Below are 26401 nucleotides of genomic sequence, written 5' to 3' on the forward strand. Positions count from 1 at the left end.
CCGGCGCGTCCCATCAGCCGGCGAGCATCGCGGCGATCTTCGCCATGTGCGATTCGGCGGTCTCGCGTACGGCTTCCTTGTCGGCCTCCGGGTCCTTGCCCTGCCAGTGCAGGTCGTCCTGCGGCAGCTCGTGCAGGAAGCGGCTGGGCTGGTTGTTGTGGATCTCGCCGTAGCGTTTGGTCTTGGCCGACCACGACAGCGTGAGCACTTCCTTGGCGCGGGTGATGCCCACGTACATCAGGCGCCGCTCCTCGTCGATGCGGCCCTCGTCGATGGCGCCCTCGTGCGGCAGCGTGCCTTCCTCGCAGCCGACGATGAAGACGAAGCGGAACTCCAGCCCCTTGGCGGCGTGCATGGTCATCATGCGCACCGCGTTGCCGGGGTCGTCGCGGTCGGCGTGGCTGAGCAGGGCCAGCTGCGAGGCGAGGTCGCCGGCGCTGTTGCCGCCCTTCTGCATCGCGCGGAACCAGTCGGCCAGCTCCTTCAGGTTGCCGAGCTTGCGCTCGCGCACGCTGGCGTCCGGCGTGCTGGCGGCGATCTGCGCGGCATAGCCGGTGCGGCTGAGGATGCGCTCGACCAGGTCCGCCGCGCTTTCGTGCAGCGAGGCGCTGCGCAATTCGTCGAGCAGGGTGGAGAACGAGGCGAGCGCGGCGGCCGGGCGCGGGGTGAGCTGGCGCAGCACGCCATCGCTGCGCGTGGCTTCCAGCAACGAGCAGTGCCTGGACTGCGCCATCTGGCCGAGCTTTTCCAGCGTAGTCGAACCGATCTCGCGCTTCGGCACGTTCACCACGCGCAGGAAGGCGGCGTCGTCGCTCGGGTTGGCCAGCAGGCGCAGGTAGCAGAGCAGGTCCTTCACCTCGGCGCGGTCGAGGAAACTCAGCGCGCCGGTGAGGTGGTAGGGCACGCGCGCCAGCCGCAGCGCCTTCTCCAGCGGGCGTGCCTGGAAGTTGCCGCGGTAGAGGATCGCCATGTCGTGCCAGCGCGCCTTGTGCTTCTCGGCCAGGGTCACCGCGATCGAGGCGATCTTCTCGGCCTCGTGCTCGGCATCCTTGCACTCCAGCACGCGGATCGGCGTGCCTTCCGGATGTTCGCTCCAGAGCTTCTTTTCGTGCAGGTGCGGGTTGTTGGCGATCAGCTTGTTGGCCGCGCGCAGGATGCGCTTGCCGCAGCGGTAGTTCTGCTCGAGCTTGATCACGCGCAGGTTCGGCCAGTCGCGGCCGAGCTGGTCGAGGTTCTCCGGGTTGGCGCCGCGCCACGCGTAGATCGACTGGTCGTCATCGCCCACGCAGGTGATGTGGCCCTTCGGACCGGTGAGCGTCTTGAGCAGGCGGTACTGCGCGTCGTTGGTGTCCTGGTACTCGTCCACCAGCAGGTAGCGCAGACGCTCGCGCCAGGCGTCGCGGCACTCGGCGTCGGATTCCAGGATGCGCAGCGGCAGCCGGATCAGGTCGTCGAAATCCACCGCGTTGAACGCGGCCAGGCGCTGCTGGTAGAGCTCGTAGATCGTCGCCGCTTCCAGCTCGCGCGGTGCGCGCGCAGCGGCCAGTGCTTCCTCGGGCGACAGACCCGCGTTCTTGGCGCGGCTCAGCAGGTTGCGGATGCCGAACAGCACGTCCGGCTTGGCGCCCTTCGGCGCCAGCTCCTTGACGATACCCTCGCTGTCGTCCGCATCGAGCACCGAGAAGCCGCGGCGCAGGCCGGCGCGCGCGTGCTCGATCTGCAGGAACTTCAGCCCCAGCGCGTGGAAGGTGCACACGGTGAGCGCGGCGGCATCTTCGCTGCTGATCAGCTTGCCGACGCGCTCGCGCATCTCGCGCGCGGCCTTGTTGGTGAAGGTGATCGCCGCGATCTTGGCGGCGGCCAGCTTCCGACGCTGGATCAGGTGGGCGATCTTCTGCGTGATCACCGAGGTCTTGCCCGAGCCGGCGCCGGCGAGCACGAGCAGCGGGCCATCGCAGTATTCGACGGCGGCCAGTTGTTGCGGGTTGAGCATGGGGTTTCAGCGATGCGCGGCGTGGACGGGGATGGTAGCGCGGCCGGGCAAAGAGCTGGGAGTCAGGCAAGAGGAGTGAGCAAGAGCGGGCACCATCCGGCCGCATGACCCACCTCTCACTCCTCACTCCTCACTCCTCTTGCCTCACTCCTCGCTTGCAGCGCCAGCGCGTTACCATGCTCGACCGTCCGTCGAAGCCGCGCACACCCTGCCGCCCATGGCCAAGCTCTATTTCTATTACTCGGCAATGAATGCCGGCAAGACCACCACGCTGCTGCAGAGCGCGTACAACTATCACGAGCGCGGCATGCGCACGCTGATCCTCACGCCGGCGCTGGACGACCGCTTCGGCGAGGGCGTGGTGGCCTCGCGGATCGGGCTGAAGGCCAACGCGCGTCGCTTCAGCGGCGAGGAAAACCTGCTGGCGATGGTGGAGGGGGACATCGAGGCGCGCGGGCCGCTGCACTGCGTGTTCGTCGACGAGGCGCAGTTCCTCACCAAGGCGCAGGTGTGGCAGGTCAGCGACGTGGTCGACCGGCTCGGCATCCCGGTGCTCGCCTTCGGCCTGCGCACCGATTTTCGCGGCGAGCTGTTCGAGGGCAGCCGCTACCTGCTGGCCTGGGCGGACAAGCTGGAAGAGATCAAGACGATCTGCCACACCGGGCGCAAAGCCACCATGGTGGTGCGCGTGGACGAGCGCGGGCGCGCGGTCACCGAGGGGCCGCAGGTTGAGATCGGCGGCAACGATCGCTATGTCTCGGTCAGCCGCGCGGAGTTCAAGCACATCACCGAAGGGCGTGGCAGCATCGAACTGCAGCAGAGCGTGCTGCCGCTGGGCGAATAGCCCTTCGCACGCCGGCCACATCGCCCCTTTCACACTCACGTTTTTTCCGCCTAGGACTCCCCCATGATCTCGCCGAATCCCCTGACCGCCTGGGCGCGTCCGCACTGGCAGCCGAACGACGAGAACATCGTGCTGCAGTTCTACGTGTTCGGCGATTTCGAAGCCGTGCGCGTGCCCTCGCAGGATTACGGCAGCCCCGGGTTGCCGGCCGGCATCACCTCGACCAACCACCACCATCACGCCCTGCGCAGCTGGGAGGGTTATCCGCTCAAGGGCTCGATGGGCAAGCTGTTCAAGGAGGAGTCGCCCGAGGCCTACCAGCGCGCGGTCGACGCGCCGCAGGTGCTGGTGGTGCGCGGCACGATTCCGGACTCCGCCGACACCGGCTACCTGCGCGATGTGATGGGCGTGCTGGCCGGTCTGCTCGACATCGGCGGCGTGGCGATCCTCGATCCGCAGATCCTCACCCTGCTCGATGCCGACAGCTGGAGACGCCGCTACCTCGTGCGCGAGGGTGCGCCGATCCGCAGCCACGTGCTGATCCTGCGCGACGGCGAAGCGGAGCCGGGCCGCAACTGGATCCACAGCCGCGGCATGCGCAAGTTCGGTCGCCCGGACATCAGCCTGCGCGACGTGCCGGACGCCCAGGTCAACCTCGCCGGCAGCCTGTGCGAGCGGTTGGTGGAACTCGAAGCCCTGGGCGGCCGCTTCATGGACGGCCAGCAGGTGGAAGTCCCCGGTCTTCCCGAAGACCTCACCGGCCGCCTGGGCGGCGGCCCGGAGCATCCGGATTTCCACAACACCTTCGTGGAATTCCGCTGGCCGGTGTGATGGCCGACCCGGTAGGAGCCCGCTCGCGGGCGATGCCTTTTGCTCGGGATGTGGATTCAGAGCCAGGAGCATCGCCCGCGAGCGGGCTCCTACAAAGGCAGGATCATTTCTGGCAGTGCGGGCACCAAAAGGTGGAGCGCTGCCCCAGCGTGACTTGGCGGATGCTCGTGCCACAGGTTCGGCACGGCTCGCCGGCGCGGCCATAGACGTTGAGCTCGCGGAAGAAGTAGCCCGGCGCGCCGTCGGGATTGAGGAAGTCGCGCAGCGTGGTGCCGCCGCGCTCGATCGCCCAGGCGAGGATGCGCTTGATCTCGCCGGCCAACCGCGCGTAGCGGGCACGCGAGATGCTGCCGGCGGGTTTGCGCGGGTCGATGCCGGCGGCGAACAGCGCCTCGCTGGCGTAGATGTTGCCCACGCCCACCACCACCGCGTTGTCCATGATGAACAGCTTCACCGCGGCGCTGCGGCCGCGCGAGGTGTGCCACAGCAGGTCGCCGTCGAAGGCGTCGGTGAGCGGCTCCGGGCCCAACGCGGCGAGCAGGTTGTGCGTTTCGCCCGGCCATTGCCACAGCAGGCAACCGAAGCGGCGCGGGTCGGTGAAACGCAGCACGCGCGCCGGCTTGTTCGGCGCCGCGTCGATGGCGATGTCCACGTGATCGTGCGTGTTGACCGGCGTGTCCGGCGGCAACACGCGCAGCACGCCGCTCATGCCCAGGTGCAGCAGGGCGCTGCCGATCTCGGTACGCAGCAAGAGGTATTTCGCCCGTCGCTCCACGGCCTCGATGGTCTGGCCGGGCATCAGCTCGGCCACCTCGCGCGGGATCGGCCAGCGCAGGTCGGGCCGGCGCAGCGTCACCGCGCCGATGCGACGGCCGACCAAGTGCGGAGCGATGCCGCGGCGGGTGGTTTCGACTTCGGGGAGTTCAGGCATGAGGCGAGAAGTGAGTAGCGAGGAGTGAGAAGTGAGAGAAGGCTGGCTGAGGCGATCGGGCGGTACGGTCCTGCTTTTTCCGAAAGATCTGGTTTGGCGTCAGAGCGTGATTTGCGGCGAACCCGACTCTCGCTCCTCACTCCTTTTCACTCACTCCTGCTCCATCAACTCCAGTCCGCGTGGAAGCTGCCCTCGCGGTCGATGCGCTCGAACGTGTGCGCCCCGAACAAATCGCGCTGCGCCTGGATCAGGTTGGCCGGCAGGCGCGCGCTGCGGTAGCCGTCGAAGTAGGCGATGGCCGAGGCCAGCCCCGGCACCGGCACGCCTGCCTGTACGGCAGTGGTGACCACCTCGCGCAGCGCCGCCTGGTAGTCGGTGGCGACCTTGGCGAAGGTCGGCGCCAGCAGCAGGTTGGCCAACGCGGGATCGGCGGCGAAGGCGCGGGTGATGTCTTCCAGGAAGCGGGCGCGGATGATGCAGCCGCCGCGCCAGATGCTGGCGATGGTGCCGTAGTCGAGGTTCCAGTCGTACTCGGTGGAGGCGGCGCGCAGCTGGGCGAAGCCCTGCGCGTAGGAAATCAGCTTGGCCAGGTACAGCGCGCGGCGCACCGACTCGACGAAGGCTGCGCGGTCGCCGGCGAACGCCTTGGCATCGGGACCGTGCAGCTGCTTGCTGGCCGCCACGCGCTCGCTCTTCAGCGAGGACAGCACGCGCGCGAACACCGATTCGGTGATCAGCGGCAGCGGCACGCCGAGGTCGAGCGCGCTCTGGCTGGTCCACTTGCCGGTGCCCTTCTGCGCGGCGCGGTCGAGGATCACGTCGACCAGCGCCTTGCCGGTCTCGGCGTCCTGCTTGCCGAAGATCTGCGCGGTGATCTGGATCAGGTAGCTGTCCAGCTCGCCGGCGTTCCAGTCGGCGTAGACCTTCGCCAGCTCGTCGTTGGACAGGCCGAGCACGCCCTTGAGCATCGCGTAGCTCTCGGCGATCAGCTGCATGTCGCCGTACTCGATGCCGTTGTGCACCATTTTCACGTAGTGGCCGGCGCCGCCCGGGCCCATGTAGGCCACGCAGGGCGCGCCGTCCGGGGCGCGGGCGGCGATCTCCTTGAGGATCGGCGCCACCAGGTCATAGGCGTCGCGCGGACCGCCCGGCATGATCGACGGCCCCTTGAGCGCGCCTTCCTCGCCGCCGGAAACGCCGGTGCCGATGAAGTGCAGACCCGCCGCGGCCAGCTCCTGGCTGCGGCGGACGGTGTCGGTGAACAGCGTGTTGCCGCCGTCGATGAGGATGTCGCCCTCGGCCAGCAGCGGCTTGAGCATGGCGATGGTGTCGTCGGTGGGCTTGCCGGCCTTGACCATCAGCAGGATGCGGCGCGGGCTTTCCAGCGAGTCGACGAACTCCTGCGGTGAATAGGTGGGCACCAGACCGGCGTCCGGATACTCGGCGATCACCTCGTCGGTCTTCTCGCGACTGCGGTTGTAGACCGACACCGCGTGGCCGCGGCTGGCGATGTTCAGCGCCAGATTGCGACCCATCACGGCCATGCCGACGACGCCAATCGACTGCTTGCTCATGCTGCGTGCTCCGGAAAGGGAATTCGATCGATATGGGGCGCGCCGCCGGGCAGGCAAGCACGGTGACTAATCCGCGCGGATGGCGTCGTGCGTCGCCGGGCGCGGCGTGTAACGCACCGAGACCAGCGCCACGCGATCGCCGGCCTGCACGTAGCACAGCGGGCCGGTCGCCGAGGTGTCGCCGAAGCGCAGCGTCTGGTCGTCCAGCACCAGCGTGGCCACCGGCTTGGCCAGGCCGATGCGGGCGGGTTCGAAGTCGCCCAGCGGGCGCCAGCTCGCCACCGGGGCGGCGGCGATCTCGGTAAGTTCGTCCAGTCGGCCGTCGTCGGCGCGTGCGGGCGTGCCGTCGGTGCGCCACCAGTGGCCGTCGCGCCTGGCGTAGTGCTCGGGCTGGCCGCCTTGCAGGGTGAGCGTGATGCGGGTGATGGCGGCCGGATCGAGGCCGGTCAGCGCGCCCGGCGCGGCGGCCGCGTCGCGTTGCCACTGCCACGCGGCCAGCGCCACCAGTGCGGCGACGCCGAGCAGCAGGAACAGGCGCTGGCGTGCGGCGCGACGCATGCTCAGCGGCGCCTGCGCCGCCACACGATCCACCCGCCGATCGCCAGCAGCAGCAGCGGCAGCACCGCGAGAAAGCCCAGGCTCACCGCGTTCAACTGGCCCTGCGACAGCCGCAGGAAGCGGTCCGGCGCACCGCGCGGCGGCAGGTTCACCAGCGCGTCGTCGCCCAGCAGCCAGTCAAAGATGCGCTCGCCCAGCGCGCGGTTGCCGCCGTTGCCGAGATAAGTGTTGGAAAGGAAGTCGCCGTCGCCGATCACCGCCGCGCGCTGCTCGCTCTTGTCCGGGCTGGGCGAGAGGCGGCGCAGCGCGAAGCCGAACTCCAGCGGCCGGCCGGGCAGCGAGGTGTCGGCCTCGCTGCCGGTGTCGATACGACCCTGCGGACCGCTGCGCAGGAATGGCGTCGTCGACCAATCGCTGCCGCCGATGGGGGCCAGCGCCGCGACTTCAGGAAACAGCGTGGTGAGGGTGAAGCCGCGGGTGATCGCCTGCGCCGGGTAGTCGCCCAGCGCGATCATGTGCGGATTGGCCAGCCCGAGCGCGGCGCCGGAAGCGTCGCTGAGCACACCTGGAAGCACGCTGATGCCGAGCGCCTCGGCCAGCGGCTGCAGGCCGAGATCGTCGGCGAGTGGCGCGCCGGCCGCGCGCGGCTCGGTGAGCCACAGCAGGTTGCCGCCATCGCGCACGTAGTTCACCAGCGCCTGCACGCCGCCGGGCGCCAGCGGCGCGGTGGGGCTGGCCAGCACCACCAGGTCGGTGTGCTGCGGCACCGCACTCACCTGCGCGAAGTTCAGCGGCACCGCACGCATGCCGCGGCCTTCCAACTGGGTCATGAAGGTGCCCATGTCGGCGTTGGCCTGGCCGTCCGGGCGGCGCTCGCCATCGCCGCTGACGAAGGCGACGATGCGCTCGCCGCCGCGGGCCAGGCGCTCCAGCGCGTTGGTCATCGGGCCTTCGGAGGACAGGTCGTCCAGCCGCTGCTCGTGGCCGCGGTAGTGGATCAGCAGTTCGCCGTCGATGGTGATGCCCAGCTCGCGCATCGCCGCCGGGTCGAGCTGCGGGTCGACGAAGCGCAGCGAGATGTCCGGCTTCACCTGCTGGTAGCGCTGCACGAAGCCGGCGATGGTCTGGCGCAGGTTGCCCTGCGGATTGGCGTAGCTGGTGATCTCGACCGGACCGGTCAGCCGGGCCAGCACGGCGCGGCTTTCCTTGGAGAGGCTGGCGCGGCCGCCGTGGGTCCAGTCGGCCACGTGCGCGTAGCGGGTGGAGAGATAGCCCGCCGCGCCCACGGCGAGCAAGGCCAGCAGCGCGAACAGCCAGCCGTCGAGGCGACGCAGGGTGCGATTCATGCGCATCAGCCGCGCTCCCGGTCCGAGGCGAGCCGGCGGATCGCCAGCACCAGCGCCAGCGCCGCCAGCAGCACGAACCACAGCACGTCGTCGGTGGCGACCAGTCCGCGCAGCAGCGGTTCGAGATGGGTGCCCAGCGCCAACCAGTGGATCGCCCCGTTGTCGACGCCGGCCGCCTGCGCGCCCAGGTTCACGCAGCACAGTGTGAGGGTGATCACCAGGCTGGCGGTGGCGGCGATCGCCGGATGCGAGGCGAAGCTGGAGCAGGCCAGCCCGATCGCTGCCAGCAGCGCCAGCAGCAAGGCCAGCCCCAGCGCGGCGGCGGCCAGCTTGCCCCAGTCCAGCGCGGTGCCGTGGGCGAGCGAGAGCGGCATGGCCAGCGCCAGCGCCAGCCACAGCGCCAGCCAGCCCAGCACGGCCAGGTACTTGCCCAGCACGATGCGCGCGGGCGACAGGCCGCTGGCCAGCAGCAGCGGCAGCGTGCCGTTGCTGCGTTCGCCGGCCACGCTGGACATGGTCAGCAGCGGCACCACCAGCAAGGCCAGCTCGGCCAGCCCGAACGGCACCAGTCCGCCGGTGAACAGGCTGCTGAGCAGGGGCACGGCGACCAGGTCGGTGTAGCCCGGGCCGGCCGGCAACGCGGCGAGCTTCACCTGCGCGGCGAGGAAGTTGCCCAGCAGCAGCACGAAGCGCCACGCCAGTTCGCCCAGCGTCAGCGCGCCGAGCACCCAGGCCAGTGGACGAACGAACAGCCGGCGCGACTCCAGTCGCACCATCGCCAGTGCACTCATGCGGCCTGGCTCCGGCCGTTCATCGCGATGTCGAAGAAGCGCCGCTCCAGCGCCTGCACGTCGCTGGCGTCCACCATGCCCTCGTGGCGCAGCTGCCCTTCGTGCAGGATCGCCACCCGCCCGCATACCGCGGTGACCTCGGCCAGCAGATGGGTGGACAGGATTACTGCCGTGCCACGTGCGGCCTCCTCGCGGATCAGCTGGCGCAGGCTGGCCACCTGAACCGGATCGAGCGCGTTGGCGGGTTCGTCGAGGATCAGCAGCGCCGGGCGGTGCAGCAGCGCGCAGGCCAGGCCCAGGCGCTGGCGCTGACCCTGCGACAGCACGCCGGCGAGGCGGCGGGCCAGGTTGCCGAGTTCGAGGCGCTCCAGCATCGCCTCGGTCGCCTGGCGCAGTGCGGCGCCGTTCAGCCCGTGCAGCCGCCCGTGCGCCTGCAGGTGCTCGAGCACCGTCAGTTCCTGCCACAGCGGGGCACGTTCTGGCAGCCAGCCGATCAGCCGCTGGCCCAGCTCGGGACACTCCAGGAAATCCTCGCCGTTCAGGTGGATCGTGCCGCTATCGGGACGCATGGCCCCCGCAATCATGCTCAACGTCGTCGATTTGCCGGCACCGTTGACGCCCAGCAGGCCGAGCACTTCGCCGCGATCCACGTCGAGGCACAGATCCTGCACGGCGATTCGGCCGGCGCGTTGGCGGCAAAGCCGGTCGATCCGGAGCAGGGGTTGTGCTGTGTTCATTGCATGATTGTCACGGCGCCCCCACTTTCAGACAACCAGCACGTTGTTTCGGGCGCCTTGCGTCGCGCGCAGGCGCCCGAGCCATGCTGGCGGGTACGGAGACCCTGCACTAGACTGCCTTTCAACCACATAGAGATGTATTCGAGATGCTGGACTCCGTCCTCAACTTCCTGATCACCGGCCTGACCCACATGACCTGGGTCGGCAAGCTGGTGTACATGCTGGTGGTCACCCAGCTCACCATTTTCACGGTGACGATCTACTACCACCGCTGCCAGACGCATCGCGGCGTGGATCTGCATCCGATCATCCAGCACTTCTTCCGCTTCTGGGGCTGGCTGACCACGGGCATGGTGATCAAGGAGTGGGTGGCGATCCACCGCAAGCACCACGCCAAGGTCGAGACCGTCGACGATCCGCACAGCCCGATGATCTACGGCATCAAGAAGGTGTTCTGGGACGGCGTGTCGCTGTATCGCGACGCCTCCGAGAACAAGCAGGACATGGAGCAGTACGGCCGCGGCACGCCGGACGACTGGATCGAGCGCAACGTCTATGGCGGCCACCCCTACTGGGGCCCGACCCTGATGCTGTTCATCAGCTTCGCGCTGTTCGGTGTGATCGGTGTGGCGATGTGGGCGGTGCAGATGATCTGGATCCCGTTCTGGGCCGCCGGTTTCGTCAACGGCGTCGGCCACTGGGCCGGCTACCGCAATTTCGAGAGCGCCGACACCGCACGCAACCTGATCCCCTGGGGTTTCTGGATCGGCGGCGAAGAGCTGCACAACAACCACCACGCCTTCCCCAGCTCGGCCAAGTTCGCGCTGCGCAAGTGGGAGTTCGACATCGGCTGGGCGGTGATCTGCGCGCTGCGTTCGGTTGGCCTGGCCAAGGTGCTCCGCGTGGCGCCGACGCTGGACGTGCGCCCGAACGTGAGCCTGCCCGACGCCGAGACGCTGAAGGCCGTGCTCACGCACCGCTTCCAGGCGATGACCGATTACTACCGCGGCGTGATCGTGCCGACCCTGCGCGAGGAAGCGCAGCACGCCGGCGAGAGCATCAAGGCGATGCCGCGTCGTGTGCGTCGTGCGCTGGCCGATGGCGGCCGCTGGCTGGACGGCGAAGGCCACGACAAGCTGCAGGCCGTGCTGGCCAAGCGCCCGACCCTGCGTACGGTGGTCGATTTCCGTGCGCGCCTGGTGGCATTGATGGAGCAGCGCGGCGCCGAGCAGACCCTGAAGGGCCTGCAGCAGTGGATTGCCGAGGCCGAGCAGAGCGGCATCCGCTCCCTGCAGGACTTCGCGGCCCGACTCAAGGGTTACACCGTCGCCGCGCGCTGATAGCCGCTTGCCGATGCTGGAATGAAAGAGCCCGCCTCACGGCGGGCTCTTTTTTTGTCGCGCGTGCAGGAGGCCGGTGTCAGAGCTTGTCCGGTCCCCGCTGCAGCCAGCGGTCGATCATGCGCTTCTCATAACGCAGGCTGTCGGTCGAGGTCGCATTGCCGCCGCTGCTGAGGAAGGCCGGATCGCGCAGCGTGCGGTCGCCTTCGCGCAGCACCGCGCCGCTGGCGTCGAGCAGGCGGAAATGCAGGTTGACGCGCGGCGGGTAGATGTCCTTGACGATGCGCACGTCGCTCAGCCTGGGCCCGCGCCACGGCTCGTACGAGCCCGCGCGGTCGACGTCGGTGATCACGATCTGCAACTGCTGGCCGTCCACCAGCACCTTGCCGGCCCGCTGCTCGATGTATTTCTTCAGGGTGTCGAGGTAGCTGTTGTCCGCGCGCATTGGCGCAAACGCCTTGGTTTCCCTGGTTTCGGTGAACTGCTCGGGATGGTCATAGGTGACGGTGACCTGGGCTGAGCCTGTCGCGGACGCGGGTCCGGCCAGGCCCAGGACCAGGGCGGCTGCGATAGCAAGACGGGGGAGGGTGGGCAATCGGGTCATGGCACATCTCCTCGTGAGAGCGGCGGCATTCGCCGTGGGGGAATCCAGCATAACGTCTGGTCGCACGGACGGTGGACGAATGCGACGGGATGCCGGCCAAAAAAAAACCCGCCACGAGGGCGGGTTTCTTCGAATGGAAGATCTCTGCTTTACCAGCCTGCGACTGTTGAAAGTCGCTTCGCGGGGATGACGATCCAGCAAGCCGTTCGCGCGTGACGCGAACGGGCTGTCACGTCACTTGATCTTGCCTTCCTTGTAGATCACGTGCTTGCGCACGACCGGATCGTACTTCTTGAACTCGAACTTTTCCGGCGTGTTCTTCTTGTTCTTCTGCGTGGTGTAGAAGTGGCCGGTGCCGGCCGAAGAGATCAGGCGGATCTTGTCCTGGGTCTTGTTAGCCATGGTCTAGCTCCTCAGATCTTCTCGCCGCGGGCACGCAGCTGGGCAATCACGGCCTCGATGCCATTCTTGTCGATGGTGCGCAGCGCATGATTGGAAACACGCAGCTTGACCCAGCGGTTCTCGCTGGGAACCCAGAAGCGACGCTCATGCAGGTTGGGCAACCAGCGGCGACGGGTCTTGTTGTTGGCATGCGAGACGTTGTTGCCGGTCTGCACACCCTTTCCGGTGACTTGGCATACACGGGCCATGATGACCTCCGTATTTGGTGATGTAACGCCCGTTGGCCAGGGCGACTTCGGCCCAGCGGCGCCAGGGCGCCACGCAATGCTGGAGGGTGGAGCTTTCGAGCCCTGCCGTGAGGTCCGCATCGCGTCGCGGACGGCCCGGGTTACCCGGGCGGCATGGATCGAGCCGCGTATTATCGCGGAAATTCCGCCGGTTGCGCAATCCTTGACCAGTGGCACCTGGCGCCGCCGAGTGACGCTGCGCGGACTTGTATGGAACAATCGCGCTCTTTGCACTTTGTGCATGCCCGCAAGCGCGGGCCGGCGCTTCATTCGACGAGGACATCCCATGGCAGACGTCACCACCAACGGCCAGGCCAACGGCCAGGCGAACCAGCCGCAGCTCGCGCTGCAGAAGATCTACGTGAAGGACGTCTCCTTCGAGGCGCCGAACGCCCCGCAGATGTTCCAGGAAATCAGCGAGACCGGCGACCAGCCGCAGGTGCAGCTCAACCTCGGCCAGCGCGCCACCGACCTGGGCAACGACCTGTACGAAGTGGTGCTGAGCCTCACCCTGACCTGCACCGTGGGCGAGCGCACCGCCTACCTGGCCGAAGTGCACCAGGCCGGCCTGTTCGGCATCGCCGGCTTCAGCCCGGAAGACCACGCCGGCATCGTCGGCAGCTACTGCCCGAACCTGCTGTTCCCGTACGCGCGCCAGGTGATCTCCTCGCTGGTGCTGGAGGGCGGCTTCCCGCCGTTCCTGCTGCAGCCGATCAACTTCGACGCGCTGTACGCCGAGCAGATGCGCCGCAGCGCGATGGGCGGTGGTGAGGCCGCGCCGGCGCTCAACAGCTGATCCACCGATGAGCACCCGACCGACCCTGGCGGTCCTCGGCGCCGGTTCCTGGGGTACGGCACTGGCGGCGCTCGCGGCGCGCAACGGCGTGCCCACCCGGTTGTGGGGGCGCGACGCGCAGGCGCTGGCGGCGATGGCGCAGACCCATCGCAACCAGCGCTACCTGCCCGATCTCGAACTGCCCGCCGAGCTCCACTACGAACGCGACCTGGCCGCGGCGCTGCATGGCGCCAAGGTCGTGCTGATCGTGGTGCCCAGCCATGCGTTCGCCTCAATGCTGGACGAGATCGCCCCGCTGCTCGACGCCGACGCGGCGATCGCCTGGGCCAGCAAGGGTTTCGAGCCGGGCACCGGCCGCTTCCTGCACGAGCTGGTGGCCGAAAAGCTGCCCGGTCGTCCCGCGGCGGTGGTCACCGGGCCGTCGTTCGCCAAGGAAGTGGCCGCCGGCCTGCCCAGCGCGGTCACCGTGCACTCCGATGACGAGCCGTTCGCGCGCGAGCTGGCCGGCATGCTGCACGCGCCGAACTTTCGCGCCTACACCGGCAGCGACGTGCTCGGCGCCGAGCTTGGCGGCGCGATGAAGAACGTGCTGGCGGTCGCCACCGGCGTGGCCGACGGCATGCAGCTGGGCCTCAACGCCCGCGCCGGCCTGATCACCCGCGGCATGAACGAGATGCTGCGGCTGGGCCTGGCGCTCGGCGCCAAGCCGGAAACCCTGATGGGTTTGTCCGGCTTGGGCGATCTGGTGCTCACCTGCACCGGCGACCTTTCGCGCAACCGCCGCCTCGGCCTGGCGCTGGGCAAGGGCGTCGCGCTGGATGAGGCGGTGCGCCAGATCGGCCAGGTGGTGGAGAGCGTGCTCACCGCCGACGAAGTCGCCCGGCTGGCCGTCAAGCACGGGTTGGACCTGCCGATCGCCAGCGGCGTGCGTGCCGTGCTGCACGGCGAAGTCACCCCGGTGGAAGGCCTGCGTGCACTGATGGCGCGCGAGCAGAAGCCGGAATATCCGCAGGGCCTGTTCCCCGGTACCTGAGCGGGCTCGCGCACGACCCGCGTGCCGGGCCGCCGCCGTCGTGGGCATGTGCGACCGTGCTTGCTAAGCTCAGGGTTTTGATCGCCCAGCGGACGCATGCCCATGCAGCAAACGGACGACCGAAAGCCTGGCGATCCCCCCGTCGCGCGCGGCGTGGCCGAGCCCGCGCTGCCGTCGGTATGGCGCCGGGTGCTGGAGCCGCCGCTGCCGGCTGCGCCGCCCGAGCGCGGCGTGCTGGGGTTCTTCCTCGACGTGGTGCACGAGGACGGCAGCAGCGCCGGCCGGCTCGACGTGGCCCCGGCCGTGCTGGCCGTGGCCGAACACGGCCGCTTCGCCCGGCCCACGCCGCTGGACAGCAAGCATCTGGTGCACGCCCTGCTCGAACCGCACGAGCAGCGCCTGGCCGCCACCGTGCTCGGCCTGCCGCAGACGCTGCGCAAGAGCCGCAGCTATGCGCGGCTCGCCGGCCACGTCGGCGACGCCCTGTTGGCGGAAATCCTCGATACCGCACCGTGCTTCCTCGGCGGGCTGGGCGGACTGCGGCTGTCGCGCGGCAAGTCGCACCAGCTCAACTGGCACTGGCAGCTGGAAGCCGACGGCAGCCAGCGACTGCTGCCCTCCCTGCCGGCCGGGCAGCGCCTGCTGCGGCTGGATGGCCTGTGGTACCTCGACGCCGAACGCGCCGAGCTGGGTCATCTCGAGGCGCCCGCCGAAGAAACCGCCTGGCTCGACCTGCCGCCGCTCAAGCACGACGACAGCCACCGGCTGCGGGCCGCACTGCCGCGCAGCCGGCTGGCCCATCGCGTGCCCTTGCCGCAGGTGTTCGACGACATGCGCCGCGAGGATCTGGCGCCCAAGCCGGTGCTGACCCTGCACGCGCTCACCCGCCACGCGCGCCTCGCCGCCGGCACGCCGCCGCTGGCTTACGCCCGGCTGGCCTTCGACTACGCCGGTGAGCGCCTGCCCGGCCGCGGCGGCGAGCCGCTGGTGCGGCGCGTGCGCAACGGGCAGCTGGTGGAAATCGTGCGCCGCCGCGCCGACGAACTCTCCGCCATGGAGCAGCTCGAGCGCGCCGGCCTGACGCCCGGCGTGGACACCGAAGGCCTGCCGTGGGATCTGGCCGACACTCTGCCCGAGGATGCCTGGCTGTTTCCGGGCAAGGGCTACGCCGGCGCGCTGGAAGTGAACACGCCGGCGCGCTGGCTGGCGCTGCGCGCCAAGCTGGAAACCGAAGGCTACGCGGTGGAGTACGCGCCCAGCTTTCCGTTCGAGGTGCTGGAAGGCCCGGTGCGCTGGTACGGCAACGCCACCGAGGACGCCGACGATCACGCCTTCGACCTGGAGATCGGCATCGAGGTCGAGGGCAAGCGGCACAACCTGCTGCCCGCCGTGGCGCAGGCGCTGGCCGAGCATCAGCTCAACCTCAGCCCGGTGCCGAACGAACCTGAAGACGCTGTGTGGTACGCGCCGGTCGACGACCGCCGCCGCGTGCCGGTGAAGCTGAAGGAGCTGCGCGGCCTGCTCGCGCCGCTGGCCGAGTACCTGGAAAAGCCGAAAAAGCGACTGCACCTGCCGCGCGTGCAGGCCGGTCGGCTGGAAGAACTGGTCGACGCGCTGCCGGCCGGCGGCGAGCTGCAGGCGCCCGAGCAACTGCGCGGCTTCACCGCGCGCCTGCGCGATGCCGCCGACCGCGCCAGCGACGTGGTGCCCGAGGGGCTCACGGTGGAACTGCGCCCGTACCAGCGCGAAGGCCTGCGTTGGCTCAACGCGCTGGCCGAGGCGGGCGTGGGCGGCGTGCTGGCCGACGACATGGGCCTGGGCAAGACGCTGCAGCTGATCACCCATCTGCTCGCGCTGAAGGAGCGCGGTGCGCTGGCGCAACCGGCGTTGATCGTGGTGCCGACCAGCCTGATCCCGAACTGGCAGGCCGAGTGCGCCCGCTTCGCGCCGTCGCTGAAGGTGCTGGCGCTGCACGGGCCGCAGCGCGGCGGCGACTTCTCCCAGCTCGGCGCCCAGGACATCGTGCTGACCAGCTACGCGCTGCTGCCGCGCGACGTGGTGACCCTGCGCAAGCAGCCGTTCGCGCTGATCGCGCTGGACGAGGCGCAGCAGGTGAAGAACCCGCGCACCCAGGCGCGCCGAGCCGTGCTGAGCCTGCGCGCGCCGCGCTGCATCTGCCTCACCGGCACGCCGCTGGAGAATCACCTGGGCGAGCTGTGGTCGCAGGTCGACCTGGCGGTGCCGGGCCTGCTCGGCGACGAAGGCGCGTTCCGCCGCCACTACCGCGGTCCGATCGAGAAGCAGCGCGACGAGGAGTGCCAGGCCCGGCTCAACCGTCGCCTCGCGCCGTTCATCCTGCGGCGGACCAAGAGCCAGGTCGCCTCCGAGCTGCCGCCGAAGACCGAGATCACCCGCCGCGTGGTGCTCGACGGTCGCCAGCGTGAGCTGTACGAAAGCCTGCGCCTGTCGCTGGCCGACGAACTGCGCCAGGTGATCGCCCAGCGCGGCATCGCGCACTCGGGCATCGTGGTGCTCGATGCGCTGCTGAAGCTGCGCCAGGTCTGCTGCGATCCGCGTCTGGTGAAACTCGAAGCCGCGCGCGGCGTGCGCGATTCGGCCAAGTTCGAGCTGCTGATGGACATGCTGCCGGCGCTGCTCGCCGAAGGCCGCAAGGTACTGCTGTTCTCGCAGTTCACCGAGATGCTCAAGTTGATCGCCAACGAACTCGACCGCCGGCGCATTCCCTACGTGACGCTCACCGGCGAGACGCGCGATCGCGCCGAGCCGGTCAAGCAGTTCCAGGAAGGCGACGTGCCGCTGTTCCTGCTCTCGCTGAAGGCCGGCGGCGTGGGCCTCAACCTCACCGCTGCAGACACGGTGATCCACTACGACCCGTGGTGGAATCCGGCAGCCGAGGCGCAGGCCTCGGACCGCGCGCACCGCATCGGCCAGGACAAGCCGGTGTTCGTGTTCCGCCTGATCACCTCCAACACGGTGGAGGAGCGCATCGAGGAGCTCAAGCTGCGCAAGGCCGAGCTGGCCGACGCGGTGCTGGAAGGCGGTGGCACGCGCGAACGGCTGAGCTTCGACCAGACCGACCTCGACGCGCTGCTCGCGCCGGGCTGAGACACCGGTTTCTCAGGGCACCGTGGCGCGCGTGCGCAGCAGGGCGTCCACCGCCTGCTGCCATTCGGGCGAACCGGGCGCGGCCTGCGGTGCTTCCTGGCCGAGCTGGTGCTGCACGGCGGCATTCCATTCCGCCGACCCGCGATCCGGTCCGTGGCCATTGTCCGTGATGCCCAGCGTGCGATCGACCCAGGCGTACCACTCGGACGAGCCGAGCGCGGGGTTGGCGGGTGCTTCAACCTGTGCGCGTGGCGTGGGCGCATCGCGCGCAGGCGGCGGTTCGGATGGCGAGCAGGCGGCGAGCGCGCAGGCCAGCGCAGCGGCGAAAAAAATGTGGGTGGGAGCGAGGCGCATGCGAAGGTCCGGACAGGCACAGGGTCGAGCGCTTCAGGCTAGTCCGGCCACGTTCAAGCCGTGTCAGCGGCGTGCAAAAATCCCGTTGCGTGGTCAGTCGCGCGCGGCGACTTCGTCCACGTGGGCGAGCAGGTCGGCCGGATCGTCGTACACGCGCAGCGCGCCGGCCTGCTGCAGTTCCTCGCGGCCGTAGCCGCCCGCCAGGATGCCGATGCCGAGCGCGCGGGCGCGCTTGGCTGCCAGCATGTCCCACACGCTGTCGCCCACCACCAGCGCGTGGTGTATGTCGAAATCCAGCCGCGCCGCGGCGGTGAGGAACAGGTCCGGATCGGGCTTGGCGTGGCGCACCTGGTCGCGCGTCACCACCGGCACTTTCGACGGATCCACGCCCAGTGCCTCCAGGTTGTGCGCGGCGGTTTCCATGCGCCCACTGGTGGCGATCGCCCACGGAATCTGCTGGTCGGTGAGGAAGGCCAGCAGTTCGCGTGCGCCGGGCAGCGGCTTCACCGAACCCTGCGTGTGGTGACGGTTGAACGCCTCGGCGTGACGGCGGCGCAGTCGCTCGAGCCGGTCTTCGGTGATGTCCAGTGCGGTCTCGCGCAGCAGCATGTTGGCGAACAGGCCGCCGCTCATGCCGATCTTGCGGTGGATGCGCCATACCGACAGTTCCACGCCCTCGGCGTCGAGCGCTTCCTTCCAGGCCAGCACGTGCTGGTAGACGCTGTCGACCAGGGTGCCATCGAGATCGAACAGGAAGGCGGTATCGCTACGCGGCATGCAGGTTCTCCAGTGGAGCCGGGAACCGTGCCACCGGCCGTGTGACGGCCGCGCGTGTGCGCGGTGCGGAGGATCAGCGGCCCAGTAGCGGCCGGCCCGATTCCATCACCGCCAGCGCAGCGGCGCCGAGCAGGCCCGGTTCGGGATTCATGATCGCCTGCGTGGGCACCTTCTGCATGATGTCGCGGAAGCGACCCTTGGCCTCGAAGCGCTCGCGGAAACGCCCGCGCTCCAGCCACGGCAACAGGATCGGGATCAGTCCGCCGGTAAGGTAGACGCCGTTCCATGCGCCGAGCGTGAGCACCAGGTCACCCGCCACGCTGCCGAAGATGCCGGCGAAGGTTTCCACCGTGCGCGTGCACAGCGGGCAGCTGCCGTCCTTCGCGCGGGCGGTGATGTCCTCCGGCTTGAACGGCTGCGCGGTGGCGCCGACCATGTGGCAGATCGCGTCGTACAGGTTGACCAGGCCCTGGCCGCAGATCAGCCGCTCATTGGAGACGCGGCCGTACTTGTGGTTGAGGTAGTCGAGGATGGCGATGTCCTCGGGCGAGTGCGCGGCGAAGCCGGCGTGTCCGCCCTCGGTCTGCAGCACGCTGCAGTGGCCCTGGCGCACCAGCAGGCCGCCCACGCCCAGGCCGGTGCCGGGGCCGACGATGGCGAAGGTCTGTTCATCGTCCTCGCCGATCACCGGCAGTGGCAGTTCGCCCACGCGCACCAGGTCGTCGCCCTTGAGCAGGGTCACGGCCATGCTCTGCGCGGCGAAGTCGTTGACCAGGTGCACGGCGTCGAGATTCAACGCGGCGGCGGTCTGGTGCGCCGAAATCGCCCACGGGTTGTTGGTGACCTTGACGGTCTCGCCGTCCTCGATGCGCCCGGCGGCGGCGACGATGGCGCGCTTCACGGTGAGCCCGGTATCGGCCAGGTACTGCTTTGCGGTGGCGACCAGCGACTCGTGCTCGGCCACGCGGTAGCGGCGGATGCTGTCTTTCAGCAGCGGATCGGCGCGCGACGGATCGGCCACGCCGAAGCGCACGTTGGTGCCGCCAAGGTCGACCAGCAGGGTGGGAACGGAAGCGGGGGCGTCAACCGACATGCGAAAACCTTCAGCACAAGCGAATAGACAAGGGTGCCCTGCACCCGCGCGCACGTCCAGTGGTCGGGTCAGGGCGCTGGCTCACGGGTCGAGCGCCCCGCCGCCGCTGGCGATCACCTGCGCGTAGAACCTTGCGCTGGCCTTGGGCGTGCGCCGCTGCGTGGCGAAGTCCACGTGGACCAGGCCGAAGCGCTTGGCGAAGCCCAGCGACCATTCCAGATTGTCCAGCAGCGACCAGGCGTAATAGCCCTTCACATTGGCTCCGGCGGCCATCGCCGTGTGCAGCGCGCGCAGGTGGCGGCGCAGGTAGTCCACCCGCAGCGGGTCTTCCAACTGGTCGCCCTCGACCACCGGCGGGTCGTAGAACGCCGCGCCGTTCTCGGTGATGTAGAGCGGAATGTCGCCGTAGCGCTGCTTGAACGCGGCGAGCGTGTCGATGAGCCCCTGCTCGTACACCTCCCAACCGGTCTCGGTGTGGGTGCGGTTTGGCTGGCGCACCGGCGTGGCGCGCAGCGGATGCTGCGCCGGATCGTCGCGCACCACGGCGCGCGTGTAGTAGTTGATGCCGACGAAGTCGACCTTCTGCCGGGTCAGGCCGAAATCACTGGCGGGAAACACCGGCCAGGCGTCGCCGAAGCATTCCTTGAGCTGCGGCGGATACGAGCCGAGCAATGCCGGGTCGGCGAACTGCTGGTTCATGTAGGCGTGGGCGCGCGCGGCGGCGGCGACATCCTCGGCGCGCTCGCTGGCCGGGTACTTCGGCTCGATGTTGAACACCACGCCGACCTGGTGCCGGCCCACGCCGCGGTAGGCCTGGATCGCCGCGCCGCTGGCGCGCATCAGGTTGTGTGCGGCGATCGGCGCCTCGTACAAATTGCGATGGCCCGGCGCCAGCGTGCCGTGCAGGTAGCCGCCGTCGGTTACCACCCAGGGTTCGTTGAGCGTGGTCCACATCGGCACGCGGTCGTCCAGCGCCTTGAACATGATCTCGGCGTATTCGGCAAACCAGCGCGCGCTGTCGCGGTTGAGCCAGCCGCCGCGATCATCCAGTGCGGCCGGCAGATCCCAGTGGAACAGCGTGGCGTTCGGCGTGATGCCGTGTTCGAGCAGTTCGTCGACCAGGCGCGAGTAGAAATCGAGCCCCGCCGGATTGATGCGGCCGGTGCCTTCGGGCAACACGCGCGCCCAGTTGATGCTGAAGCGGTAGCTCTGCAGGCCCAGCGCCTTCATCAGCTGCACGTCGGACCGGTAGCGCCGGTAGTGGTCGCAGGCCACGTCGCCGTGATCGCCGTTGGCCATCATCCCCGGCGTGTGCGCGAAGCGCTGCCAGATGCTGGGCCCGGCGCCATCGACCAGCGGTGAGCCCTCGATCTGATAGGCGGAAGTGGCGGCACCCCAGACGAAATCCGCGGGGAAGAGAAAGCGTCCTGTCATCGCTGGAGGTCCGGTTGCCGCGGCGCGGCTTGATGTAAACGATTACATCGCGAGAATAGCCGAATGCTCTCCTCCGATGCACCATCGCGCATGATGGCGCGGGGACGGGTGCGCCCCTCATGCGGAGGTCTCGATGGCGGTGGTTCGGCTGGACGCGCTGCGCAAGGTCTATCCCAACGGATACGTCGCCGTCGCCGACGCCAGCGTGGAGATCGCCAGCGGCGAGCTGCTGGTGCTGGTCGGTCCGTCCGGCTGCGGCAAGACCACCCTGCTGCGGATGATCGCCGGCCTGGAGTCGATCAGCGCCGGCACGCTGCTCATCGATGGGCGCGTGGTCAACGAGCTGCCGCCGAAGGACCGGGACATCGCCATGGTGTTCCAGAACTACGCGCTGTATCCACACATGTCGGTGGCAGAAAACCTCGGCTTCGGCCTGCGCCTGCGCGGCATGGATCGCGCCGCGGTGGATCGGCGCGTGCGCGAGGTGGCGCAGCTTCTCGAACTGGAGCCGCTGCTGGACGCGCGCCCCGGCGCGATGTCCGGCGGCCAGCAGCAGCGCGTGGCGCTGGGACGTGCGCTGGTGCGCGATCCGAAGGTGTTCCTGCTCGACGAGCCGCTATCCAACCTCGATGCGCGCCTGCGCCTGCACATGCGCGTGGAGATCGCGCGGCTGCATCGGCGCCTGGGTACAACGATGATCTACGTCACCCACGACCAGATCGAGGCGATGACGCTGGGCCAGCGCATCGTGGTGATGGACCGCGGCGTGATCCAGCAGATCGACACGCCGATGAACCTCTACCGTCGTCCGGCCAACCGCTTCGTCGCCGGTTTCCTGGGCAGCCCGGCGATGAATTTCCTGTCCGGCACCGTGCGCATCGACACGACCACCGAACTGGTCGGCCCGCACGGCACGCTGGCACTGCCCGGCGTGGCCTGGCCGGCCGACTGGGCCGGGCGCGAGGTGGTGATCGGCGTGCGCCCGGAAGATCTGCATCCTGTCGACGCCGCCGGCCCCGCCGCGTTGAGCGCGCGGGTGGATGTGGTCGAGCCGGTCGGCAACGAGGTCTTCCTCAACCTGCGCAGCGGCGAGAAACCGCTGGTGGTGCGCCTGCCGCCGCGGGTGGTGCCGCAGCCGGGCGACCTCATCCACCTCGTGCCCGATCCGGCGATGCTGCACGTGTTCGATGCCCGCGATGGTGCGCGCCTGGAGCCGTAGGCACGCGTCACCGATCGCCGCAGCGGGGCAGGCGGTTGAGGGGGCGCGGCGTACAATCACGCGCTGAACTTCACCGCCGGACTGACCCATGAGCTATCCCGCCATCCGCCCCCGTCGCATGCGCCGTGACGCGTTTTCCCGCGCGCTGATGCGCGAGCACACGCTGCTGGCGAGCGACCTGATCATGGTGGCGTTCGTGATCGAGGGCGAAAACCGACGGGTGGACGTCCCCTCGATGCCGGGCGTGCAGCGGCTGTCGATCGACCTGCTGCTGGAACTGGCCGGCGAATGCGTGGCGCTGGGCATTCCGGCGCTGGCGCTGTTCCCGATCACCGATGCGCCCAAGACCGAGGACGCCGCCGAGGCGTGGAATCCGAACGGCCTGATGCAGCGCGCCGCCCGCGCGCTGAAGGTGAAGTATCCGCAGCTTGGCCTCATTGGTGACGTGGCGCTGGACCCGTACACCATCCACGGCCAGGACGGCCTGATCGACGAGCACGGCTACGTGATGAACGAGCCGACCATCGAGGCGCTGGTGAAGATGTCGCTGGCGCAGGCCGAGGCCGGCATGGATTTCGTGGCGCCGTCGGACATGATGGACGGCCGCGTCGGCGCGATCCGCGAGGCGCTGGAGGAGGCCGGCCACATCCACACGCGCATCCTCGCCTACTCGGCCAAGTACGCGTCGAGCTTCTACGGCCCGTTCCGCGATGCGGTGGGCTCCTCGGCCAACCTCGGCAAGGGCAACAAGCACACCTACCAGATGGACGTGGGCAATTCGGACGAGGCCCTGCGCGAGGTGGAACTGGACATCCACGAAGGCGCCGATGCGGTGATGGTCAAGCCGGGCCTGCCGTACCTGGACGTGCTGCGCCGGGTGAAGGACGCCTTCGGCATGCCCACCTTTGTGTACCAGGTGTCGGGCGAGTACGCGATGCTCAAGGCCGCCTGCCAGAACGGCTGGCTGGACGAAAAAGCGGTGGTGCTGGAGACGCTCACCTGCTTCAAGCGCGCCGGCGCCGACGCCATCCTCACCTACTTCGCGATCGACGCCGCGCGCTGGCTGCGCGGCGACTGAGGCCGCGTACAGCACACGTGAATTTTATGTTGCGCCGCAGGATGACAGCGCTGTCATCGTTTGCGATAACGCCGCTATGGCAAAAGCGGTAGTTGCGCGTGCCAAGGGGCAGTTCCTGAATTTTCGGGCTTATGGGGGAGGTTTGATTAATGAAGCAGGTTGCTAACACGCCGCGCAAGCGGCTCATTGCCTCGGCCGTGCTGCTGGCACTGACCGGTTCTATGGCTGCTCAGGCGGCCGCTGCGCCGGCGCAGGACACGTCGAGTGCGACATCGGACGGCGCGGCGAAACAGGCCGCGAATGCCAGGGAAAAGGCCAAGGCGGACAAGCAGAACGCCGCCAACCTCCAGGCGGTCGTCGTCAAGGGCATCATCGGCTCGATGGAGCAGTCGGCGAACATCAAGCGCTACTCCGACGGGATCGTCGACGGCATCGTCGCCGAGGACATCGGCAAGTTCCCCGACACCAACCTGGCCGAATCGATACAGCGCATTCCGGGCGTGTCCATCGACCGCGTCAACGGTGAGGGCGCGCGCGTCACAGTGCGCGGCATCGGTCCCCAGTTCAACCTGGTGCTGTTGAACGGGCGTCAGATGCCCACAGCCAATATCAACGACACCAGCGCCTCGACGGATCGTTCGTTTGACTTCGCGCAGCTCTCGTCCAGTGCCGTGTCCGAGATCGACGTCTACAAGACCGGTTCGGCCAGCACGCCCCCGGGCGGCATGGGCGCCACGATCAACATCCAGACCGCTCGCCCGCTGGATCGCCCTGGCACGCACGGGGCCGTCCAGTTGCAGGGTGTCTGGGACGACTCGAACAACAACCTGCCGTCTTCCCTGAAGTACGGCAGCGCCACGGCGCCGCGCATCAATGGCATCTTCAGCACCACCAGTGCCGATGGCGAGTGGGGCTTCGGCATCAACGGCAGCTACGAGAAGCGCAATTTCGGCTACAACAGCGCCTTCGTGGACGGCTGGCAGACCTATCGCGACAACGTGCCGTACGGCGGCTCCTGGGGTGGTGGCGTGGTGCCTCCGGCGCCCGATTCCGTCAATGCGCCGAAAGCCGGCTCCGACTATGCGTTCCCGCAGGCGCTGCGCTACCAGCTCAACGCCGGCCAGTCCACGCGCGTCAACGGCCAGATGGTCCTGCAGTTCAAGCCGTCGGACAATCTGGTCAATACGCTGGACTACACGTATTCCGAATACAAGATCAAGAATCGCTACCAGCAGTTGTCGGCTTGGTTCGCATCCGGCTACCCCAACTACAGCGCCTGGACCGATGGGCCCATCGCGGCGCCGCTGGTGTATTCGGAGACCTACGGTACCCCGCAGGATCTCGATTTTGCCGCTGGCCAGTCCGGGAGCAAGCAGACCCTCAACTCGATTGGCTGGAACACCAAGTGGAAGGTCACCGACAGGCTGAGCTTCACGCTGGACGCGGCCCACTCCACCGCGAAAAACGGTCCAGACAGCCCCTTCGGCAATAGCTCGACCCTGGACGCCGTCGCGTTCGTCCGCGGCACCACTACGGGCAACTTCTCGGGCAGCTTCCCGATCCTGACCAACGACTATGCGCCGTCAGGAACGCAGCTCAGCCCGTCGCAATTGCTCTTCACGGGTGCGTCGTTCCGCAACAGCCGGATGAAGAACACCATCGACCAGATCCATTTGGACGGCAAGTTCTTGTTCGCGGACGAATCGGAGCTCAACTTCGGTGTTGCATCGACGAATGTGCGCAACCGCACGGCCTACAACTTCGCCCAGGAAAACTATTGGGGTGGCATTCCCGGTACGTCGCCCGCCGATTACGCGGATTCGCTGTTCCATGCGGACAGGATGGGGCAGTACTTCGGCCAGTTCAGCGGCCACAATGCGCCTTCGTTCACTGACCAGTTCTACCTGTGGAATTTTGCCCAGGGTGCCGCGGCTGCCCAGCAAGCATGGAATGCCAATGCCGGAACCCTGGGGGCTTTCACGTTCGCGGCGCCGACCAACTACACCGGTCCGAACGCAACGGACGAGCGAACCACCGAGAAGTCGAAGTCGGCTTTCGTGAGCTGGGACCAGACGTATTACGTGGCGGACCGGCCGCTGAGCGTGTCGGCGGGAGTGCGCTACGAGAAGACCGATGTGACCTCCAGTGCCCTCGTTCCGACGTGGTCGGGCGTCTCGTGGGCGGCGGCCAACGAGCTGTATCTAATTTCCAGCGGCACGTCGGGCTTCACGACCCTGAAGGGTTCGTACAAGTACTTCCTGCCGGCAATCAATGCGGCCTACGACGTCACCGACGACATGAAGGTGCGTGCCGCCTATAGCGAGACCATCGGTCGCCCGAATTGGGGTGATATCTCGGGTGGACAGTTGCTCAGCTCCACGGTGCGTGTCGGTGGCGGCACCGGCAGCTCGGGCAATCCAGGCCTGAAGCCGCTCCTGTCGCACAATTTCGACTTGTCTTGGGCTTGGTATTACTCAAAGGGCAGTTACGTATCGGTGGATTTCTTCCGCAAGAACATCTCCAACTACATCGGAACCCGACAGGTCACCGCAACTCCCTTCAACCTGCCCACCCCGATCGGTGGCGCCTACTACAACCAAGCCGTCGGTTCAGGCGGGTGCGCTACGAACGATGCGGTCTGCATCAGAAACTACATCCTGACCAACCTCAGCGGACAGCCGGGCGTGGACCCCGCAACGGGCACCATCACGGGCCAGCCGGGCGATCCGGTGACGCAATTCACGATCTCCGAGCCCTACAACGCCAACAAGAAGTCCCTGCACGGTTGGGAGTTCAGCCTGCAGCAGATGCTCGGGGATACCGGCTTCGGTACGCAGCTGAACTACACCGTCGTGAAGTCCCCGCTGCATTACGACAATTTCAGCTACGGGCAGCAGAGCTTCCTGGTGGGCCTGAGCAACTCGGCCAACTTCGTCGGCTTCTACGAGAAGGGGCCGTGGCAGGCTCGCGTGGCCTACAACTGGCGCGGCAAGTTCCTGACCGGTACCAATGACAGCCTGGGCATTGTGAATCCGATCTACACGGCGCCGTACGGCCAGTGGGACATCAGCGCGGGCTACAAGATCAACGATCAGCTCTCGGTCACCCTGGACGGCATCAACGTGACCAATCGGACCCAGCGCCTGTACACGCGCAACATCCACGAGTTGATCTACCTCGCACAGACCGGGCCGCGCTACATGTTCGGCGTGCTGTACAAGTTCTGACGTGCAGGTTTCTTGCCACCGGCGTC

The 26401-nt window shown here is 68.2% G+C and carries 23 protein-coding genes; 9 read left to right on the forward strand and 14 right to left on the reverse strand.

The genetic code is table 11. From position 1 onward, the window contains the following. Positions 1-13: 13 nt before the first annotated feature. On the reverse strand, positions 14-1993 hold the full coding sequence (locus tag ISP17_RS01785) for a UvrD-helicase domain-containing protein (protein ID WP_404629800.1): 1980 nt from the start codon (positions 1991-1993) through the stop codon (positions 14-16). Between the two features lie 217 nt (positions 1994-2210). On the opposite strand from ISP17_RS01785, the gene ISP17_RS01790 reads away from it, so the two are divergent. Together ISP17_RS01790 and ISP17_RS01795 are read left to right on the forward strand one after the other, a co-directional pair. After that, positions 2211-2837, forward strand: coding sequence for a thymidine kinase (locus ISP17_RS01790; protein ID WP_404629801.1), 627 nt, complete (start codon positions 2211-2213; stop codon positions 2835-2837). 63 nt (positions 2838-2900) lie between these two features. Then, the gene (locus tag ISP17_RS01795; RefSeq protein WP_404629802.1) at positions 2901-3668 is read left to right on the forward strand and encodes a hypothetical protein; all 768 of its coding nucleotides are present in this window, start codon (positions 2901-2903) and stop codon (positions 3666-3668) included. 103 nt (positions 3669-3771) lie between these two features. Here the strand turns inward: ISP17_RS01795 and mutM are convergent, their stop codons facing one another. The 6 genes from mutM to ISP17_RS01825 all read right to left on the reverse strand — a co-directional run bounded on the left by mutM (position 3772) and on the right by ISP17_RS01825 (position 9605). Continuing rightward, positions 3772-4599, reverse strand: a complete 828-nt coding sequence (gene mutM / locus ISP17_RS01800; protein WP_404629803.1) for a bifunctional DNA-formamidopyrimidine glycosylase/DNA-(apurinic or apyrimidinic site) lyase — start codon at positions 4597-4599, stop codon at positions 3772-3774. 164 nt (positions 4600-4763) lie between these two features. Further along, positions 4764-6173: an NADP-dependent phosphogluconate dehydrogenase gene (gene gndA, locus ISP17_RS01805; RefSeq protein WP_404629804.1), complete on the reverse strand. Its 1410-nt coding sequence runs from the start codon at positions 6171-6173 to the stop codon at positions 4764-4766. 66 nt (positions 6174-6239) lie between these two features. Further along, positions 6240-6731, reverse strand: coding sequence for a hypothetical protein (locus tag ISP17_RS01810; RefSeq protein WP_404629805.1), 492 nt, complete (start codon positions 6729-6731; stop codon positions 6240-6242). A gap of 2 nt (positions 6732-6733) precedes the next feature. Next, positions 6734-8077 (reverse strand): GldG family protein, encoded by a 1344-nt coding sequence (locus tag ISP17_RS01815; protein WP_404631391.1) that lies wholly within the window; start codon positions 8075-8077, stop codon positions 6734-6736. A 5-nt stretch (positions 8078-8082) separates the two neighbouring features. Then, positions 8083-8868, reverse strand: a complete 786-nt coding sequence (locus tag ISP17_RS01820; RefSeq protein WP_404629806.1) for an ABC transporter permease — start codon at positions 8866-8868, stop codon at positions 8083-8085. Continuing rightward, positions 8865-9605, reverse strand: coding sequence for an ABC transporter ATP-binding protein (locus ISP17_RS01825; RefSeq protein WP_404629807.1), 741 nt, complete (start codon positions 9603-9605; stop codon positions 8865-8867). The genes ISP17_RS01820 and ISP17_RS01825 overlap by 4 nt, the downstream gene beginning before the upstream one ends. Before the next feature lie 146 nt (positions 9606-9751). Here ISP17_RS01825 and ISP17_RS01830 point away from each other — a divergent pair, with 146 nt between their 5' ends. Further along, complete coding sequence (locus tag ISP17_RS01830) at positions 9752-10945, forward strand: DesA family fatty acid desaturase (protein ID WP_404629808.1); 1194 nt, start codon at positions 9752-9754, stop codon at positions 10943-10945. Between the two features lie 79 nt (positions 10946-11024). Here the strand turns inward: ISP17_RS01830 and ISP17_RS01835 are convergent, their stop codons facing one another. The 3 genes from ISP17_RS01835 to rpmB all read right to left on the reverse strand — a co-directional run bounded on the left by ISP17_RS01835 (position 11025) and on the right by rpmB (position 12199). Further along, positions 11025-11549, reverse strand: a complete 525-nt coding sequence (locus ISP17_RS01835) for a DUF3016 domain-containing protein (RefSeq protein WP_404629809.1) — start codon at positions 11547-11549, stop codon at positions 11025-11027. A 234-nt stretch (positions 11550-11783) separates the two neighbouring features. Further along, positions 11784-11951, reverse strand: coding sequence for a 50S ribosomal protein L33 (gene rpmG / locus ISP17_RS01840; RefSeq protein ID WP_017463578.1), 168 nt, complete (start codon positions 11949-11951; stop codon positions 11784-11786). Between the two features lie 11 nt (positions 11952-11962). Then, a complete protein-coding gene (gene rpmB / locus ISP17_RS01845; RefSeq protein ID WP_404629810.1) occupies positions 11963-12199 on the reverse strand; it encodes a 50S ribosomal protein L28 in 237 nt (78 codons plus the stop codon). A gap of 325 nt (positions 12200-12524) precedes the next feature. Here rpmB and secB point away from each other — a divergent pair, with 325 nt between their 5' ends. The 3 genes from secB to ISP17_RS01860 all read left to right on the forward strand — a co-directional run bounded on the left by secB (position 12525) and on the right by ISP17_RS01860 (position 17193). Beyond that, positions 12525-13034, forward strand: a complete 510-nt coding sequence (gene secB, locus ISP17_RS01850; RefSeq protein ID WP_404629811.1) for a protein-export chaperone SecB — start codon at positions 12525-12527, stop codon at positions 13032-13034. A gap of 7 nt (positions 13035-13041) precedes the next feature. Next, complete coding sequence (locus ISP17_RS01855) at positions 13042-14067, forward strand: NAD(P)H-dependent glycerol-3-phosphate dehydrogenase (RefSeq protein WP_404629812.1); 1026 nt, start codon at positions 13042-13044, stop codon at positions 14065-14067. 102 nt (positions 14068-14169) lie between these two features. Then, positions 14170-17193 (forward strand): DEAD/DEAH box helicase, encoded by a 3024-nt coding sequence (locus ISP17_RS01860; protein ID WP_404629813.1) that lies wholly within the window; start codon positions 14170-14172, stop codon positions 17191-17193. A 12-nt stretch (positions 17194-17205) separates the two neighbouring features. On the opposite strand, the gene ISP17_RS01865 is transcribed toward ISP17_RS01860, so the two are convergent. The 4 genes from ISP17_RS01865 to ISP17_RS01880 form a co-directional block, all read right to left on the reverse strand. After that, positions 17206-17547 carry a hypothetical protein gene (locus ISP17_RS01865; RefSeq protein ID WP_404629814.1) on the reverse strand — a complete coding sequence of 114 codons (342 nt, stop codon included), beginning with the start codon at positions 17545-17547 and terminating at the stop codon, positions 17206-17208. A 93-nt stretch (positions 17548-17640) separates the two neighbouring features. Next, the gene (locus tag ISP17_RS01870; protein WP_404629815.1) at positions 17641-18324 is read right to left on the reverse strand and encodes an HAD family hydrolase; all 684 of its coding nucleotides are present in this window, start codon (positions 18322-18324) and stop codon (positions 17641-17643) included. Positions 18325-18397: 73 nt separating this feature from the next. After that, positions 18398-19417 carry a glucokinase gene (glk, locus tag ISP17_RS01875; protein WP_404629816.1) on the reverse strand — a complete coding sequence of 340 codons (1020 nt, stop codon included), beginning with the start codon at positions 19415-19417 and terminating at the stop codon, positions 18398-18400. Between the two features lie 81 nt (positions 19418-19498). Continuing rightward, positions 19499-20851, reverse strand: a complete 1353-nt coding sequence (locus ISP17_RS01880) for a GH1 family beta-glucosidase (protein WP_404629817.1) — start codon at positions 20849-20851, stop codon at positions 19499-19501. Between the two features lie 133 nt (positions 20852-20984). Between ISP17_RS01880 and ISP17_RS01885 the strand changes: the two genes are divergently transcribed. From ISP17_RS01885 to ISP17_RS01895, 3 genes are all read left to right on the forward strand, one after another. Then, entirely contained in the window at positions 20985-22070 is a 1086-nt protein-coding gene (locus ISP17_RS01885; RefSeq protein ID WP_404629818.1) for an ABC transporter ATP-binding protein, read from the forward strand. An 88-nt stretch (positions 22071-22158) separates the two neighbouring features. After that, positions 22159-23148 carry a porphobilinogen synthase gene (gene hemB / locus ISP17_RS01890; protein ID WP_404629819.1) on the forward strand — a complete coding sequence of 330 codons (990 nt, stop codon included), beginning with the start codon at positions 22159-22161 and terminating at the stop codon, positions 23146-23148. Between the two features lie 149 nt (positions 23149-23297). Further along, positions 23298-26375, forward strand: a complete 3078-nt coding sequence (locus ISP17_RS01895; RefSeq protein WP_404629820.1) for a TonB-dependent receptor — start codon at positions 23298-23300, stop codon at positions 26373-26375. Positions 26376-26401: the final 26 nt, after the last annotated feature.

The organism is Dyella ginsengisoli (assembly GCF_044904665.1).
GTDB classification, from domain to species: Bacteria; Pseudomonadota; Gammaproteobacteria; order Xanthomonadales; family Rhodanobacteraceae; genus Dyella_A; species Dyella_A ginsengisoli.